The 15,917-nt window shown below is 42.1% G+C and carries 13 protein-coding genes; all 13 read right to left on the bottom strand.

The window, feature by feature from the left end; genetic code table 11:
- Nucleotides 1-517: 517 nt before the first annotated feature.
- Entirely contained in the window at nt 518-757 is a 240-nt protein-coding gene (locus tag ACVR1G_RS06315) for a KH domain-containing protein (protein WP_447452341.1), read from the bottom strand.
- Between the two features lie 13 nt (nt 758-770).
- Nucleotides 771-1,043 carry a 30S ribosomal protein S16 gene (gene rpsP, locus ACVR1G_RS06310; RefSeq protein WP_447452340.1) on the bottom strand — a complete coding sequence of 91 codons (273 nt, stop codon included), beginning with the start codon at nt 1,041-1,043 and terminating at the stop codon, nt 771-773.
- Between the two features lie 592 nt (nt 1,044-1,635).
- Nucleotides 1,636-2,868, bottom strand: a complete 1,233-nt coding sequence (locus ACVR1G_RS06305) for an ABC transporter permease (protein WP_447452347.1) — start codon at nt 2,866-2,868, stop codon at nt 1,636-1,638.
- An 11-nt stretch (nt 2,869-2,879) separates the two neighbouring features.
- Nucleotides 2,880-3,587 carry an ABC transporter ATP-binding protein gene (locus ACVR1G_RS06300; protein ID WP_447452346.1) on the bottom strand — a complete coding sequence of 236 codons (708 nt, stop codon included), beginning with the start codon at nt 3,585-3,587 and terminating at the stop codon, nt 2,880-2,882.
- A 13-nt stretch (nt 3,588-3,600) separates the two neighbouring features.
- The gene (locus ACVR1G_RS06295; protein ID WP_447452339.1) at nt 3,601-4,740 is read right to left on the bottom strand and encodes an efflux RND transporter periplasmic adaptor subunit; all 1,140 of its coding nucleotides are present in this window, start codon (nt 4,738-4,740) and stop codon (nt 3,601-3,603) included.
- 638 nt (nt 4,741-5,378) lie between these two features.
- Nucleotides 5,379-8,558: a carbamoyl-phosphate synthase large subunit gene (carB, locus tag ACVR1G_RS06290; protein ID WP_447452338.1), complete on the bottom strand. Its 3,180-nt coding sequence runs from the start codon at nt 8,556-8,558 to the stop codon at nt 5,379-5,381.
- Nucleotides 8,559-8,971: 413 nt separating this feature from the next.
- Nucleotides 8,972-10,060, bottom strand: a complete 1,089-nt coding sequence (locus ACVR1G_RS06285; RefSeq protein WP_447452337.1) for a carbamoyl phosphate synthase small subunit — start codon at nt 10,058-10,060, stop codon at nt 8,972-8,974.
- Between the two features lie 180 nt (nt 10,061-10,240).
- Nucleotides 10,241-11,167: an aspartate carbamoyltransferase catalytic subunit gene (locus ACVR1G_RS06280; RefSeq protein ID WP_447452336.1), complete on the bottom strand. Its 927-nt coding sequence runs from the start codon at nt 11,165-11,167 to the stop codon at nt 10,241-10,243.
- 5 nt (nt 11,168-11,172) lie between these two features.
- Complete coding sequence (locus ACVR1G_RS06275; protein WP_447452335.1) at nt 11,173-12,435, bottom strand: uracil-xanthine permease family protein; 1,263 nt, start codon at nt 12,433-12,435, stop codon at nt 11,173-11,175.
- 40 nt (nt 12,436-12,475) lie between these two features.
- On the bottom strand, nt 12,476-12,997 hold the full coding sequence (pyrR, locus tag ACVR1G_RS06270) for a bifunctional pyr operon transcriptional regulator/uracil phosphoribosyltransferase PyrR (protein ID WP_447452334.1): 522 nt from the start codon (nt 12,995-12,997) through the stop codon (nt 12,476-12,478).
- A 367-nt stretch (nt 12,998-13,364) separates the two neighbouring features.
- A complete protein-coding gene (locus ACVR1G_RS06265) occupies nt 13,365-14,267 on the bottom strand; it encodes an RluA family pseudouridine synthase (protein ID WP_447452333.1) in 903 nt (300 codons plus the stop codon).
- Complete coding sequence (lspA, locus tag ACVR1G_RS06260) at nt 14,251-14,718, bottom strand: signal peptidase II (protein WP_447452332.1); 468 nt, start codon at nt 14,716-14,718, stop codon at nt 14,251-14,253. Before lspA ends, ACVR1G_RS06265 begins: the two co-directional genes overlap by 17 nt.
- 13 nt (nt 14,719-14,731) lie before the next feature.
- On the bottom strand, nt 14,732-15,637 hold the full coding sequence (locus tag ACVR1G_RS06255; RefSeq protein ID WP_447452331.1) for a LysR family transcriptional regulator: 906 nt from the start codon (nt 15,635-15,637) through the stop codon (nt 14,732-14,734).
- Between the last annotated feature and the right edge of the window lie 280 nt (nt 15,638-15,917).

The following is a 15,917-nucleotide window of genomic DNA, read 5'->3' as shown; positions in this document are numbered from 1 at the left end:
CGGTGTCTGAGGGACATCTTATATTGGTGAACTTTCTTCTAGTCAATACGTGACTGCATCCAGTTCTATCAGACCGTTCGTTTTACAGACACAAGTGAAGTAGGTATACTTCGGTTAATTGTTCAGCCCTTTGCTCTATTTCCATTACAGAAACTTCAACACTACTATGGCTTTGGCTGACTTCTCATGATTCGTTGTTACTACGTCTGGGACGCTCATGAGACCTCACGGGATAAGTCGTACATCTTTCCTCGTTTACTCTCGTGATTTACGCACATAGGTTACGACTACCTTTTTGGACTTTAGAGTTTTAGGCCTCCTTATCCGCTATGTACGCCTTATATCACGTTTCTGTTCGTAGAGCCACGATTTCGCTATCCCTTCCTCTCCCCGCTACCTCACGATAGTCAGGCTTGGGAATCGCTATTGGGTTCACCGGTAGCGGGTGCCCACAGAGGACTTTCACCTCAGAGGTACAACATGCCTGTCGTACCTAAAAAAGCAACAGCCACAGCTGCTACTTTTCATCAATAATGATTCTAACCTTTTTAGTTTCAACGGGTACCGAATAGACAATCGACCTTATCGCTGTGATGGTCCGGCCTTTTTTCCCGATAATCCGACCGATGTCCTGCGGAGCTAAATCTAGGTGGTACTCCATAAACTCAGAGCCGTCTTCTACTTTAATATTGAAGCTATCAGGTTTCGAAATCAAGGGTTTGACGATAGCGATAATAAGATTTTCAATGGTATCCATAGGCTAAGCCTTCTTATTTTGAGTATTTAGAATCGTGGAATTTCTTCATAACCCCTTGGCGAGAAAGGATATTACGAACGGTATCAGAAGGTTGCGCACCTTTAGCTAACCAATCAAGAACACGGTCTTCTTTAAGAGTCACTTGGTTTTCAGCAACCAATGGATTGTAAGTGCCTACGGTTTCAATAAAACGACCATCACGTGGTGCGCGTGAATCTGCAACGTTAATACGGTAGAAAGGTTTCTTTTTAGAACCCATACGAGTCAAACGGATTTTTACTGCCATTTTGTAAAGTCTCTTTTCTATTTTTGTTTATCAAGGCCGTACGAGCTAGTCCCACGCCCTCTACTGTAACTAGTATAGCACAAATAATAAGACTGTCAAGAAAAAAACTTGACAGTCCTTTACATTAATACGTATCAGCAAATGCATTAAATGAATTATTGTTAAACATCTGCTTATTATAACCCAATTATTCAAACAAAATTGATAAATCACTACCATATTAATAATTGAGTATTTTCCCTGTGTCTCTTAATAAACTTGTGTGCAATAAAGTGCCTAGAATAAACTACACACTCAATCGCTGTTCTTTTTCATTCCTAATATGATATCTATTAATTATCGATCCTTCCGATAATTAATAGCGCTATGTTTAAAAATGCCGTTGAAAAGAAAGACTATCCAAATACTTCCTAAATACGATTATAGATCATATTTGGAAAGAAATTCCAAATATCGTTTGATAAAACTGAAAAGATAATTTGAAATAAGCAGAATAAACCACCTAATATGGACAGTCACAGCTTTATATAGCTTCCCTCGTTAAACTTTCTTCCAATTTCCAATCACATCTTCATGCGATGTGGGTAAATTGCTACTCATATCTCAAAGCCTCAATAGGATCTAACTTGCTTGCTCGATTTGCTGGTAAGAGACCAAATACTGCTCCAATAATAACAGAAACCAGTAGACTGTTGATAATCGTGTTGAATGAAACGACTGGTTTACCTAAACCAATTGAATCACCGGCACTTCTAAGCATGCCAACTAAACCTGAAGCTAATAATAGTCCAATCATACCACCTATCAGAGTCAAAACAATGGATTCAATCAAAAACTGCATCAAGATATTACGGCGAGTGGCTCCCAAAGCTTTTCGCAAACCAATTTCTCTTGTTCGTTCGGTTACAGACACCAGCATAATATTCATAACACCAATACCACCGACTAAGAGAGTAGTAATCCCCATAATACCAATAAAAGTTGTAATGGTTGAAATCTGAGCTTGATATTGCTTGATAGCTTCAGTCAGGTCATACGTTTCAAAATGACCTCCGGAAGCACCTGAGAGCTTGGTTAACTGCTTGGCTGCAGCTTTCCCTGATTTTAGAGACTGATTGACATCAGGTACATGAATATAGATACCACCGATTTCATCTACATTAAACTCCGATGCTAATACGGTATTGGTTAAAATGGCTGTCCCGTTGGGATACATTGAATAATTTGTACTCTCATCAGGATCTTTATAAACACCAACAACTCTAAATTTCTTACCACCGACATCAATAATGTTATTTAAAGCACTATTATAATCAGAAAATAGTTTTTGGGATACTTTTCGATCAATCATAATGTAGCGAGAAGACTGCTTATAATCACCGGTATTAAATCTGCGTCCGGCTACTATTTTGTATTTTTTAACATCAAAATAACTTTGACTTACCCCTGTTATATTGACCTGCTTAGACTTCTTTTGGTTGTAAGAAACATTAGCCGAAGTCGTATTGGTAATATAATAGCCACTTATACCATCAACATTATTAACAATGGTTTGGAGCCATGACTCCTGTACTTTGGGAGCATTTTTAGGTAATTTATCCGTAATAATATCATCTTCTTGGTTGTCATCTGAATTTGAAGTATAGTAGACTTGAACATCATGCTGTGCCTTTGCGATATTCTCGGACATTTTATCCTTAAATCCTGCACCCAGAGCTAAAACCAGAGATACAGCTGCTACCCCAATAATAATTCCCAACATAGTCAAAAAGGAGCGCATTTTATGCCCCATGATCGAGCCGAGGGCAAATTTCCAATTTTGCATCATAACCTCCCTTATTCAATACGGACACTGTCCGTTGTATCCAAGGTGATTTCACCATCTCGGATCACAATCTTACGCCTTGCATAATCAGCAATTTCAGGTTCATGGGTTACCATGATAATGGTCTTACCTTCACGATTGAGCTGGGTTAGCAATTCCATAATCTGGTTGCTGGTTTTGGTATCCAGCGCTCCAGTTGGTTCATCCGCTAGGATAATAGAAGGGTTGTTGACCAAGGCGCGAGCGATAGCTACCCGCTGTTTTTGCCCACCTGATAATTCTGATGGCAGGTGTTTTCTTCGATCCGCCAGCTCAACCTTCTCCAGAAACTGTTGGGAAAGTTGACGACGCTTGGAGCCGCTCATCCCAGCATAAATCAGGGGCAACTCCACATTATCCTGAGCATTAAGCTTAGATAGGAGGAAGAACTGTTGGAAGACAAAGCCTAGTTCCTCATTGCGAACATGAGCCTGCTCAGTTGGACTGAGTTCTTCTACTGCTTCTCCTGATAAGGTATAATAACCTGAAGTGGGACGGTCGAGCAGGCCGATGATATTCATAAGCGTAGACTTTCCTGATCCTGATGGCCCCATGACAGCAAGAAATTCACCTTTAGCTACTGTTAAATCAATGCCTTTAAGAACCTGCAATTCTTGTTCTCCGTTGCGATACGATTTGGTAATGCCCTGCAATTCTATTAAAACGTTTGCCTCATTCATGGTCATCACCTCATTAGTTCTTGCTGACAGAATCTGAAACATTTTGCCCGTTCTTCAGATTGTTGTTAGGGTTACTGATAACTTCTTGCCCCTCATCAATACCTGATAGGATTTGCTGCTGCTTGGCATCGGCGCTGCCCAGACTTACCTTGCGTTTAGTGACCTTTCCAGATTTTTTATCATAAATCCAGACATAAGAATTGTCATTTTGAGTGACAACAGCCTTGACCGGCACTAGGATGCCCTCACTGCTATTATCAACTTCTACAGATGTCGTGAAACCTTGCTTCAAATCGCCAAGGTCACTGTTGATATCAACTTTATAGTCATAGGTAGCGCTAGACGAGCTTGAAGAGTCAGAATTATCTGAGCCAGAAGAACCACTGTCATCAGATTTTTCATTAGGGTAATTTGAAATATAACTGATAGTACCGGTCCACTTTTTATCTGGATAAACCTTAGATTTGATGGTAACAGTTTGGCCCACTTTGACATTGGCTAAATCATATTCTGTTAATGTCCCCTGAATCTGCATCTGCCCCTCGCTGGCGACGTGAACCAGAGTTTGGCTGTTTTGGGTTGAGGGATTGACACTTTCAGCTACCTCTACAACTGTTCCGGCAACATCGCTGGTAACAGTCGTTGCATTGAGAGCCTGCTGAGCTTTAGTGACAACGCCTTGAGCATTAGCGTAAGCATCATTTAGAGATTGCAATTGGCTATTATACTCCGCCGTTCCTGCAATAGCTGCATTATCACGCCTGAAAGCTTCAAGGTCACGCGCAGCTTGATTCAAGCCTCGAACAGCAGCGTCATAGTCAGCCTGAGCCGAAGCACTATCGTATTGTACTAGAGCCTGACCCGCAGTGACCTGATCACCGACAGAAACGTTAATAGTAGGGTCAGTTCCCTTTGCAGGATCGTAGTAAACATATTGCTCAGAGATTGATTTTGCTTTTCCCGTTAGAATCGTCGATGAGGCTAAATTTCCTTTTGTGACCCTAGCTACGGTATAAGGGCTTGTCTGAGCGGTCGAATTAAGGATAGCATGTGTTACCATGTACCCACCGCCTAAGAGGACAAGTCCTGTCGCTCCAATAATAATCCATTTTTTACGCTTTGACATTGTTTTTCTCTTACGTTGACGTGCCATATAAAATCTCCTTTAGCCTTTATTAATGATATAGTAGCAATAAAAATTAACTTCTACTCTTACAGATTTGTATGGTAGGAATTTTTGTATCATTTTAACAATACAAATATAATACTTTTATCGCTCTCTGTCAAGTACTATCTGCAAAATAACAAGCCTGTATGACTTTTCTCCATTGTAGCTATCCCCTTACAAAAAAATAGGGACATTATATTGTCATAATTTTTCAAACAACCATTTTGCAGTTTAAAAGCGGATTGACTTGTCATTACAAGAATTTGCTTTCGCTAGATAGTATAGACTATTTTGACTCTTAGTGAGCATCTACGTCGTGAACGGTCGTTATTTTGTCGTGAATGGTAAAAAATTAAAAATATCTATTAAATTCTGACAATTCGGACTGAAACTTTTTAAGAAAACCCACTAGAATGAGAACAACCATGTCAATCTAAAATGTTAGACTGAAATTATTTTCACGCAAACAAAAAGGAAGAGAGTTTCACATAACTCCTTCCTTTCTGAAAATCTGAAAAATAGGTAAAGCCTTTAAGCTTGACATTGGAAATAGGCTAAGAGTTCAAAGAATCAACCCTTACTGCCCAATTTTCGGTTCATGGCTATTTTTATGATGACTGCGGTTAGATAGCGTTTGTCGTAAAGCTCCTGCTTTCCAAAACACGCACCATGGCATCTGCAGTATCTAAGGCTGTAAATAGCGGTACACCAGCTTCAATAGCCGCACTGCGAATAGCTTGTCCGTCCTCATCGGCTGTCCGCTTAGTACCAACCGTGTTGATAATGGCTTGGACAACACCGGTCCGAACCAGGGCTGGAATATCATTGTCATCGTTATCACCCAGCTTATCAACAATGACTGAATTTAGGCCATGTTTTTTGAAATAGCGTGCGGTTCCAGCTGTTGCATAGATACCATAGCCAATGGCATCAAAGCGACGTGCCAGCTCTAAGGCTTCTTCTTTGGTATCATCTGCAATGGTGAAGATGACATTACCGAAGGTGGGCAGGTGGAGATAGCTGGCTTCGAAGGCTTTATAGAGGGCTTTTTCTAGGGTTTTATCCGAACCCATAACTTCACCAGTTGATTTCATTTCAGGCCCTAAGAGACTATCTACTTTAGCCAATTTGGTGAAGGAGAAGACAGGGGCCTTAACATGAACCCGATCACTCTTAGGATAGAGACCGTCCTGATAGCCTAAATCAGCTAGACTTTGCCCCAAGATTAGCTTGGTTGCAACCTGAGCCATTGAGATATCTGTTACCTTGGATAAAAATGGCACGGTCCGACTGGCACGTGGATTAACCTCAATGACATAAACTGTTTCATCATGGATAACAAATTGGATGTTCATCATGCCGATACAATTGAGACCAATAGCTAAACGCTTAGTGTAATCAACAATGGTATCAATAATCTCTTGAGAGAAGGTTTGCGGTGGATAAACAGCCATAGAGTCCCCTGAGTGGACACCAGCCCGCTCGATATGTTCCATGATACCTGGAATGAGAACATTATTGCCATCTGATATGGCATCGACTTCACACTCACGACCAACCAAATAAGAATCGACAAGGACTGGATGGTCCGGACTGGCTTTGACTGCTGTTCTCATATAGGAACGAAGATCGTTTTCATTTTCAACAATTTCCATAGCACGACCGCCAAGTACGTAGGAAGGACGAACCAAGACCGGAAAACCAATTCGTCGAGCAGCCGCAAGTGCTTCTTCTTCGTTAGTAGCTGTATGTCCTGGTGGCTGAGGAATATCAAGGTCTTGCAGAGCTTGTTCAAAGAGATCGCGGTCTTCTGCTCGGTCTAAATCAGCCACTTGGGTTCCTAAGATTTTAACACCGGCCTTAGACAATGGATCAGCTAAATTAATGGCTGTCTGACCACCAAACTGCACGATAACGCCCTTAGGCTGTTCTAGATCAATGACATTCATGACATCTTCAAAAGTCAGAGGTTCAAAATAGAGCTTATCGGATACGGAAAAGTCAGTCGAGACGGTCTCTGGATTGGAATTCATGATGATGGCTTCATAACCAGCTGCCTGTAAGGCTTTAACTGAGTGAACGGTTGCATAGTCGAATTCCACCCCTTGACCGATGCGAATCGGTCCAGAACCCAGCACGATAACTGATTCCTTATCCGATTTGATTGATTCATTTTCAAAAGCATAGGTTGAGTAGAAATATGGGGTCGCAGATTCAAATTCTGCGGCACAGGTATCAACCATTTTGTAGACAGGGATAATATTATTATCTAAGCGCAGCTGGCGAATGGCTGCGGCATCCATTCCCCAAAGTTGACCAATTTTTCTGTCACCAAAACCAAAACGTTTAGCTTCTTTCAAGATATCAAGATTGCCAACATTCTTTTGCAACTCTTGCTCCAATTCAAAAATATGGAGCAACTTATCCAAAAAGAAGATATCAATCTTGGTCAAGTCTGAAATTTCTTCAATGCTAAAACCGCGACGGATAGCTTCCGAAATGTAGAAAAGTCGGTCATCCTGAGCTTTGACAATCTTCTCGAAGAGCTGGTCATCACTAGCTGTCGCTAATTCTGGCATCTCATTATGGTGAACACCGATTTCCAAAGAACGACAGGCTTTGAGCAGACTTTCTTCAATGTTGCGGCCAATAGCCATGACTTCACCCGTCGCCTTCATCTGGGTGCCCAAACGACGTTCTCCATTTTCAAACTTGTCAAATGGAAAACGCGGAATCTTTGCCACAACGTAGTCAAGGGCCGGTTCAAACATGGCATATGTCGTGCCAGTTACTGGATTGATCATCTCATCAAGTGTCAATCCAACTGCAATTTTAGCAGCCAATTTAGCAATAGGGTAACCTGTTGCCTTAGAAGCCAGTGCTGAAGAACGCGATACCCGCGGATTAACCTCGATGACATAGTATTTAAAACTGTGAGGATCCAGAGCCAACTGAACATTACAGCCCCCTTCGATCTTAAGGGCACGAATGATTTTTAGACTGGCATCCCGCAGCATCTGATTTTCAATATCGGACAAGGTCTGAGTTGGTGCAAAAACAATGGAATCTCCTGTGTGGATACCAACAGGATCAAAATTTTCCATGTTACATACTACAAGGGCATTGTCAGCACTATCCCGCATAACTTCGTATTCAATTTCCTTGAAACCAGCGATGGATCTCTCAATCAAGCATTGCGTAACAGGCGAGAGCTTCAGGCCATTTTCGGCAATTTCACGTAATTCCTCCTCATTACTACACATACCACCACCGGTTCCCCCCAGAGTGAAGGCGGGGCGGACAATAACAGGGTAGCCTATCTCGGCAGCAAAATCTAAGGCCTCCTGAACAGTATTAACAATCTGTGATTCAGGAATCGGTTGCTCCAAATCTTCCATGAGCTGCTTGAAGAGGTCACGGTCTTCAGCCTGATCAATAGCTGAAAGCTTAGTTCCCAAGAGCTCAACACCTAATTCATCTAAGATTCCCGCTTTAGATAGTTCCATAGCCATATTGAGCCCGGTCTGGCCACCAAGAGTTGGCAATAGGGCATCTGGCCTTTCCTTGCGCAAAATGCGGGTCACAAATTCGGTCGTGATAGGTTCAATATAGACCTTGTCGGCGATTTCTTTATCGGTCATGATGGTCGCCGGATTGGAATTGACAAGGACAACTTCGTAACCTTCCTCTCGCAAAGCTAAACAGGCCTGAGTCCCTGCATAGTCAAATTCCGCAGCCTGCCCGATAATAATCGGTCCAGATCCAATCACCATAATTTTTCCAATGTCAGTACGTTTTGGCATTTATAAGATATTAAGGGCATAAAGCAGATATAGCGAAAAGAAACCGAATCCACGACACTAAGTCTAGGGAGTTGTCTATCCTTTTTGCAAGATCCGCAGGGCCGTATTCAGTTGAACCAAATACGGAATTAGAGCCCCTTCTCCTTTCTATTCAACGTGCTCCAATAAAGCATGATACCAAGGCTCGTCAATTGCGAAGTGAAAAATAGCTAACGTGATTCAGACGACAATATCTAAGCAAGATTCATCTTTTTCACACAACAATTAGAGCCTGTTCAAATAAGTTCTGGACCTGTAAAAAGGACAAACGAAATAGGAGATTTGACGAAGAACCGTAAGCTCTAAGAAAATCTCTATTTTGCTAAAGTTCCTTATCCTCAATTCGACTAACTATCATGGTCCAGAGAAAAATGTTACCCTCGTGCTTGTTCTAGCTTAAAAGCATCAATCAGCTCAAGGAATTCATCAAATAGATAGCTGGCATCATGAGGACCCGGAGCTGCATCCGGATGATACTGAACTGAAAATGCTGGGTAGTAGCGATGGCGAACCCCTTCAACAGACTTATCATTAATCTCTTCATGCGTTACAATCAGACTGTCGGGTAGGGTCTCGCGATCAACCGCATAGCCGTGATTCTGGCTGGTAAAATCAATCCGCCCAGTCGCAATTTCACGTACCGCATGATTGAATCCGCGATGCCCAAATTTCATTTTGTAGGTGCTGGCACCGTTAGCTAGACTGAAGAGTTGATGGCCCATACAAATTCCAAAAATCGGAATTTTTCCCTGTATACCACGAATCATATCAAGAGCTTCTGGTACATCTGTTGGATTACCGGGACCATTGGACAGCATGACACCATCTGGGTTAAGATGGAGGATCTCATCAGCCGTTGTGCTATAAGGTACAACCGTCACATTACAATTGCGCTTGGAAAATTCGCGCAGGATAGAGTGCTTGAGGCCAAAATCGACCAAAACGATATTTTTGCCAACACCAGGAGCGGGATAAGCAGCCTTGGTGGATACCTGCTCAATGTTATTAGTAGGCAGGACTGTTGCTCGCAGCTGATCTTGCAGGTGCTCAATACTGTCTCCATCATTGGCCAAGGTTGCTTTCATGGTTCCATGCTGCCGTATAATCTTAGTCAAAGCACGGGTATCAATGCCGGAAATACCAGGAATGTTCTTGGATTTCAAAAATTCATCCAGTGACATTTGATTGCGCCAATTGCTAGCCAAACGGGCATTCTCAGCTACGACAACGCCCTTGCAGGTCGGTGTGATAGACTCATAGTCATCACGATTGATGCCATAATTCCCTACAAGGGGATAAGTAAAGGTCAAGATTTGACCATTATAGGATTGGTCAGTGATGGATTCTTGATAACCAGTCATACCTGTGTTAAAGACGATTTCACCAGTGACATCACCGCCAGCACCAAAGGCCTGACCTTCAAATATAGTACCGTCTTCTAAAATTAACAATCTTTTTGTCATAGGTTAGATACCCAAAGGCTACTCGGCTCATCGGAAAGCTAGTCTTGCTTCGCCATTCAAAGAGAGCCTACTACCCTTTTGCTTCCTTTCTTTACTATATCTAGATGAAGTAAGCGTGATAAAGCGAAAGAGACACGCACTTCAATCCTAAGAATTAAACTCTTTTTGCCCAGCCAGTTGCTACACTTTACCATTTAGAATGGCCTCAACAATAGCCATACGGACAAAAACCCCATTTTGCATTTGAGCTACAATCCGAGATTTAGGTGCTTCTACTAAATCGTCTTTTATCTCCACATCGCGATTGACCGGTGCTGGATGCATGATAATAGCCGTATTTTTCAATTGATCATAGCGCTCCTGTGTCAGACCATAAAGGCGGTGGTATTCCTCTTTCGAAAAACTTTCTGAGCCATCATGGCGTTCATGCTGGACTCTAAGCAACATCATAACATCAATATTATCGATAATATTATCAATAGCATCATACTGCCCATAGACATCAAATTCACGAGAGTACCACTCTTTAGGCCCACAGAAATAGAGCTGAGCTCCCAAGCGCTTCAACACTTGCATATTGGATTTAGCAACTCGAGAATGAGTCAGATCTCCGGCAATAGCAATTTTTAAATTTTCAAAAGTCCCAAACTCCTGATAAATCGTCATAAGATCTAATAAGCTTTGACTAGGGTGTTGTCCAGAGCCATCCCCACCGTTAACGATCGAGGTCTGGATAGTTCGACTGTCGATCAATTCTTTGTAGTAATCATCCTGAGAATGACGTACCACACAGATATCAACTCCTAGAGCAGACATGGTAAGAATAGTATCATAAAGGGTCTCCCCCTTGTTGACTGAGCTCGTTTTAGCATCAAACTCGATAACGTCTAGTCCTAGCTTCTTCTCTGCTACTTCAAATGATTTATGAGTCCGGGTAGAGCTTTCAAAAAAGAGATTAGCTGCAAAATACTGACGATCCAATTTAAATACTGCTTCTCCTTGTTTGAAGGCTATCCCTCGTCTAATTAACCCCATAACTTCTTCATTGGATAAGATTTCCATTGATACCAAATGTTTGAGAGAAACCATACCATTTGTTACTACCATAAGCTTCAATCCTTTTCTGGAAGAATTTGATAGAGAATAATCCCTAAAAGAGTTGAGAAGGCGACGCTGGTAATCTGCAAACCAGCTACTTGTAGCATAAGTCCACCAATCCCTGAAATCAAGATGACACTAGCGATGAAGAGGTTCCTTTTCTTATCAAAGTCTACTTGATTTTCTACCAAAATTTTCAAACCGCTTGAAGCAATGACTCCAAACAGGGAGATAGACACACCGCCAAGTACGGCCGGCGGAATAGATTGGAGTAAGGCTGAGACTTTTCCAACAAAACTCATAATAACCGCAATAACGGCCGCACCAGCAATAACATAAACCGAAAAGATTTTATTGAGAGCCATAACCCCAATATTTTCCCCATAGGAGGTTACAGGGGGAGCTCCAAACAAGCCAGTGATAATCTGAGCCAAACCATCACCAGTCAAAGTGCGATCCAAACCAGGATCCTTAAAGAAATCACGTCCTGTTAAACTGTTTAAGACCATGACATGACCGAAGTGTTCCGTCATGGTAACAAAAGCAATCGGAGCCATGGTTAGGATGGCGCTGGGATACAACCTAAACTGACCATCGCTCAAAAGAATGTGAAAATCTGGAATATCTATCCACGAGGCCTGGGCTACTCCTGAAAAATCAATAATTGTCTGTCCACTTATAACTCCTAAGCCCAGCGCAAAGAAGTAACCAACAATCAGCCCTAATAGAATAGGAATAACAGCAACAATCCCTTTGCCATAGATACTAAAGGTGATAACGGCAAATAAGGTGACCATTGAAATAGCCAAACTAGTAAGACTGTAATGCCCATCAATGGTCATCGCATCGTTGACGGCTGACGTCGCTAAGCTAAGGCCGATCACCATGATAATCGGTCCGACAACGATAGGCGGCAGAACCTTATCAATCCAGTTTTTTCCAACAAATCTGACCAGTATTGCTACCAAAAGATAAACCAAGCCGCCAGAAATAGCTCCTTGAGCTACAGCGGGCATACCGTCTGTTTTGAGAAGGGTCTGCATGGTTGCAATATAAGCAAAGCTTGACCCCATATAAGCGGGAATCTTATACTTGGTAACAGACAGATGTGCTAAGGTTCCTAAACCGCTAGAAAAAAGGGCAATAGCAGGGTCAATACCAACCAGAATAGGAACCAGCACCGTTGAGCCAAACATAGCAAAGAGATGCTGAAAAGATAAGCCCAGCAAGAGTCCGGTCTTCGGTCTGTCACCAATATCGTATTTAATTTCTTCCATTTACGACTTCCTTACTAATTCCATTAGGCAGTCCAGAGAGTTAATTAGACTCACTGATAGTAACTCGGTCGCTACCGTCTACCTCAACCATCTCGACAGTAATCGCTTCTTCAGAACTCGTTGGGATATTTTTGCCAACATAGTCTGCACGAATAGGCAGTTCACGATGACCGCGATCAACCAAAACGGCTAAACTAACACGAGCTGGGCGTCCAAGACTGACAAGATTATCGATGGCTGCTCGAATAGTACGGCCAGTATAGAGAACATCATCAACAAGAATAACATCTCGGCCGGTTACATCAACCGGCATAGTCGTTGTATCCTGACTTGCTTTAATGTCATCGCGGAAGGGTCTGATATCCAACTCTCCAGTTGGAACATCAATGGCTTCAATCTGTTTGAGACGGTCTTGAATCCGACGAGCGATATAAACTCCTCTGGTCTTGATTCCAGCCAAAACAAGATTATCTAAATGTTTATTGCGCTCGATAATCTCATAGGTGATACGGGTGATTGCCCGTTTCATGGTGACGTCATCAACGACTTCTTTTGTTTTCATAAGAAATCCTTCCTTGTATATATTTTTTGAACAAAAAATCTCCCTGCCCTTGCAAGGAGATGACACAAAATAAGAGATATAGGTATAGCCTACCCTATCATTTTTTCTGAGCATGTCTCCTTACCTGCCTCTCTGGACAGTTTTAAAGGATTTTATTCATTGGGCTCATTATAGCAAAAACTATCAGCTAAGGCAAGAATTAACCGTAAGTCTTTTACTGTCTAATTAGCGCCTAGTTTTTGAAGTTAAATTGGTAAAACTAAACTTTTGAAAGTGACGGTTTGTTCTCTACACCTGAGGGATGGCAAAGGCACCATAGCTTTTTGGTCCATTGTCCACTCCTGTAATAGATATTAGGTAACACGCCCTATCGCAAACGCCCCTGCTGCAAGGCTTCTAGGGTCTCTTGGAAAAGCTGCGGGGGTTGAATAGAAAACTTAAGAAGATCCCCTGTCGTCGGATGGGTAAAACCGATTGTCTCAGCATGCAAGAACTGTCCCTCCCCCTTAAGCGTTTTACGGGGAGCATAGAGAGGATCACCAGCTACAGGATGACCAATGTAGGCCATGTGAACCCGTATCTGGTGTGTTCGCCCAGTCTCTAGGCGCAATTCGACCAAGCTGTAGTCACCAAAACGCTCCATAACTTGGAAATGCGTCACAGCTGGCTTTCCCTTGGCTGTCACAGCCTGCTTCTTACGATCCTTGTCTGAACGTCCAATAGGAGCCTCGATCACTCCGCGATCATTAGGCAGATTGCCATGGACAATAGCCAGATACTTTCTCAAAGACTTCTTATCCTTGAGTTCATCTGCCAAAGCCTGATGAGCCTGATCGTTTTTAGCAATCATCAGCAAGCCTGACGTATCTTTATCAATACGATGAACAATGCCAGGTCTCACCACGCCATTAATAGTGGATAAATCTTTGATGTGGTAGAGAAGAGCATTGACTAAAGTCCCAGAGGTGTGACCGACAGATGGATGAACAACCATACCTTGCGGCTTATTGACAACAGCGACATCGTTATCTTCATAAACAATATCAAGTGGCAGTTCCTCAGCCTCATAAGTAAGCTCAACTGCCTGTGGTTCTTCATAGCTGATGATGTCACCTCGTTTGACGGCATATTTGGCCTTTTGTGGGCAACCATTAACAGTAACAAAGCCGTTTTTAATCACCTCACTGGCTTGGCTGCGCGATAAAGCTGTCATTTCTGCCAGTGCCTTATCCAGACGCAAGCCCTCCGCTTCTTTAACGATCACTTCCATCTTTTTCTTCCTTCCAAACTGCAATCATTAGCAAGAACACGCCTAGGCTGAGGCAGGAATCCGCTAGATTAAAAACAGCAAAATCAATAAAATCTAAATGAATCATATCAACAACATAGCCTAAACGCAAGCGATCAATAAAATTAGCAAGACCGCCAGCAATAATGAAAACCAAGGCGGATACCAGCCAAAGAGAATCATAAAAATGACGGTACAAATAATAACCTGCCCCACCGATAACAAGAATCGTAATCAAAGCAAAAAGCCACTGCTGATTCTGCAAAATAGAAAAAGCTGCCCCATAATTGCGGACATAGACCAAACTAAAAATAGGCGATAAAAAAGGGTGCCTCTCTCCTTGACTGAGATGACCAACAATCCACCATTTACTCACCTGATCGAAAATGATTAAGCTAATCATACTTAAGGGAACCAAAATCCTTCGTTTCAACACTAGAGACTCCTTAGGGTTTAAAGGTTTCAAAATACTCAAACATAACATTAATAAATTTGAGGGCACAAGCTGATAAGACCTTATCAACACGCTTGACGTAGACCATTTTATTATCTAAATCGTCTTCCAGCGGTATCACAGTAATGCCATTAACACTGCGGCTGTCGAGAAAGCCTGATCCAGTCGCATACGCATCTGTTCGCTCAAGTATACCATTTAGGGTAGCGCGGTCAGTTACGTTAAACATCAGGGAGCTCTCCGTTGTATCAATAAAATTTTCAGAGTAATAAGGATATTCATCCTTCTCTTGGGTAAAGCGCACTGTCGGCAAATCTACCAAATCTGTCATTGTCAATCGCTCTTTCTTAGCCAAAGGATGATTCTTACGCAGATAAATATGGGTCTGAAATGGAATTAGATCGATCAACTCCAAACCTAGCTTATCCATCTTTTGCTGAATGCCTTTGCTGTTTTGACGATTCATGTAAATGATGCCAATGTCACTGTGTCCCTGAGCTACCTCATCCAAGATCTGCACGGTGGTAGACTCAAAAATTCGAAAATCCTTATAATCTGGGTACCGTTCAGAAAACGTAGTGATTAGAGGTGGTAAAAAATCATAGTGCTGGCTAGCAATAGAGAATTGCGGATTACTATTATCAGGTTTTGTGTATTGTTTTTCAAATGAATCAAAACTGCGAACAACATCAAGGGCTCGTTCGTAAAAGGACAGCCCTCGGCTAGTAAGAACAGCCCCAGTTGTCGTTCGGGTAAAAATCTGAAAGCCTAACTCAGATTCCAAATCTTTAACAGCCACGGATAGACTGGGCTGACTAACGAAAAGTTTAGAGGCTGCTTCACGAAATGTTCCACTGTTGGCAATAGCAACAACATAGCGCAATTGTTGAATATTCATAATATCTTCCTTCTAATATCACTCCTTTTATTATAGCAGAAAAAAACAGTCCAGCGGACTGTTTTTTCACGAGCCTAAAAATATAAAAGCGAGTTCTGTCCCTGTTCAGTGCTGCTTTCAAAAATATTAGACACTTTCCTAAACAAGGGATTAGCGTCTGTAAGCCATCTCTATTGGAACAATTTTAACTAACCTAGCTGTCGCTGCTTCTATGGCTTAGACCGTCTTAACAGTTGATCTTGCTTCCAAATATTGCTAGTGCAGTTGAGGGGGCGCAATG

The sequence above is a fragment of the Streptococcus dentasini genome, assembly GCF_053206945.1.
This window is presented reverse-complemented; position numbering and strand designations above follow the sequence as displayed.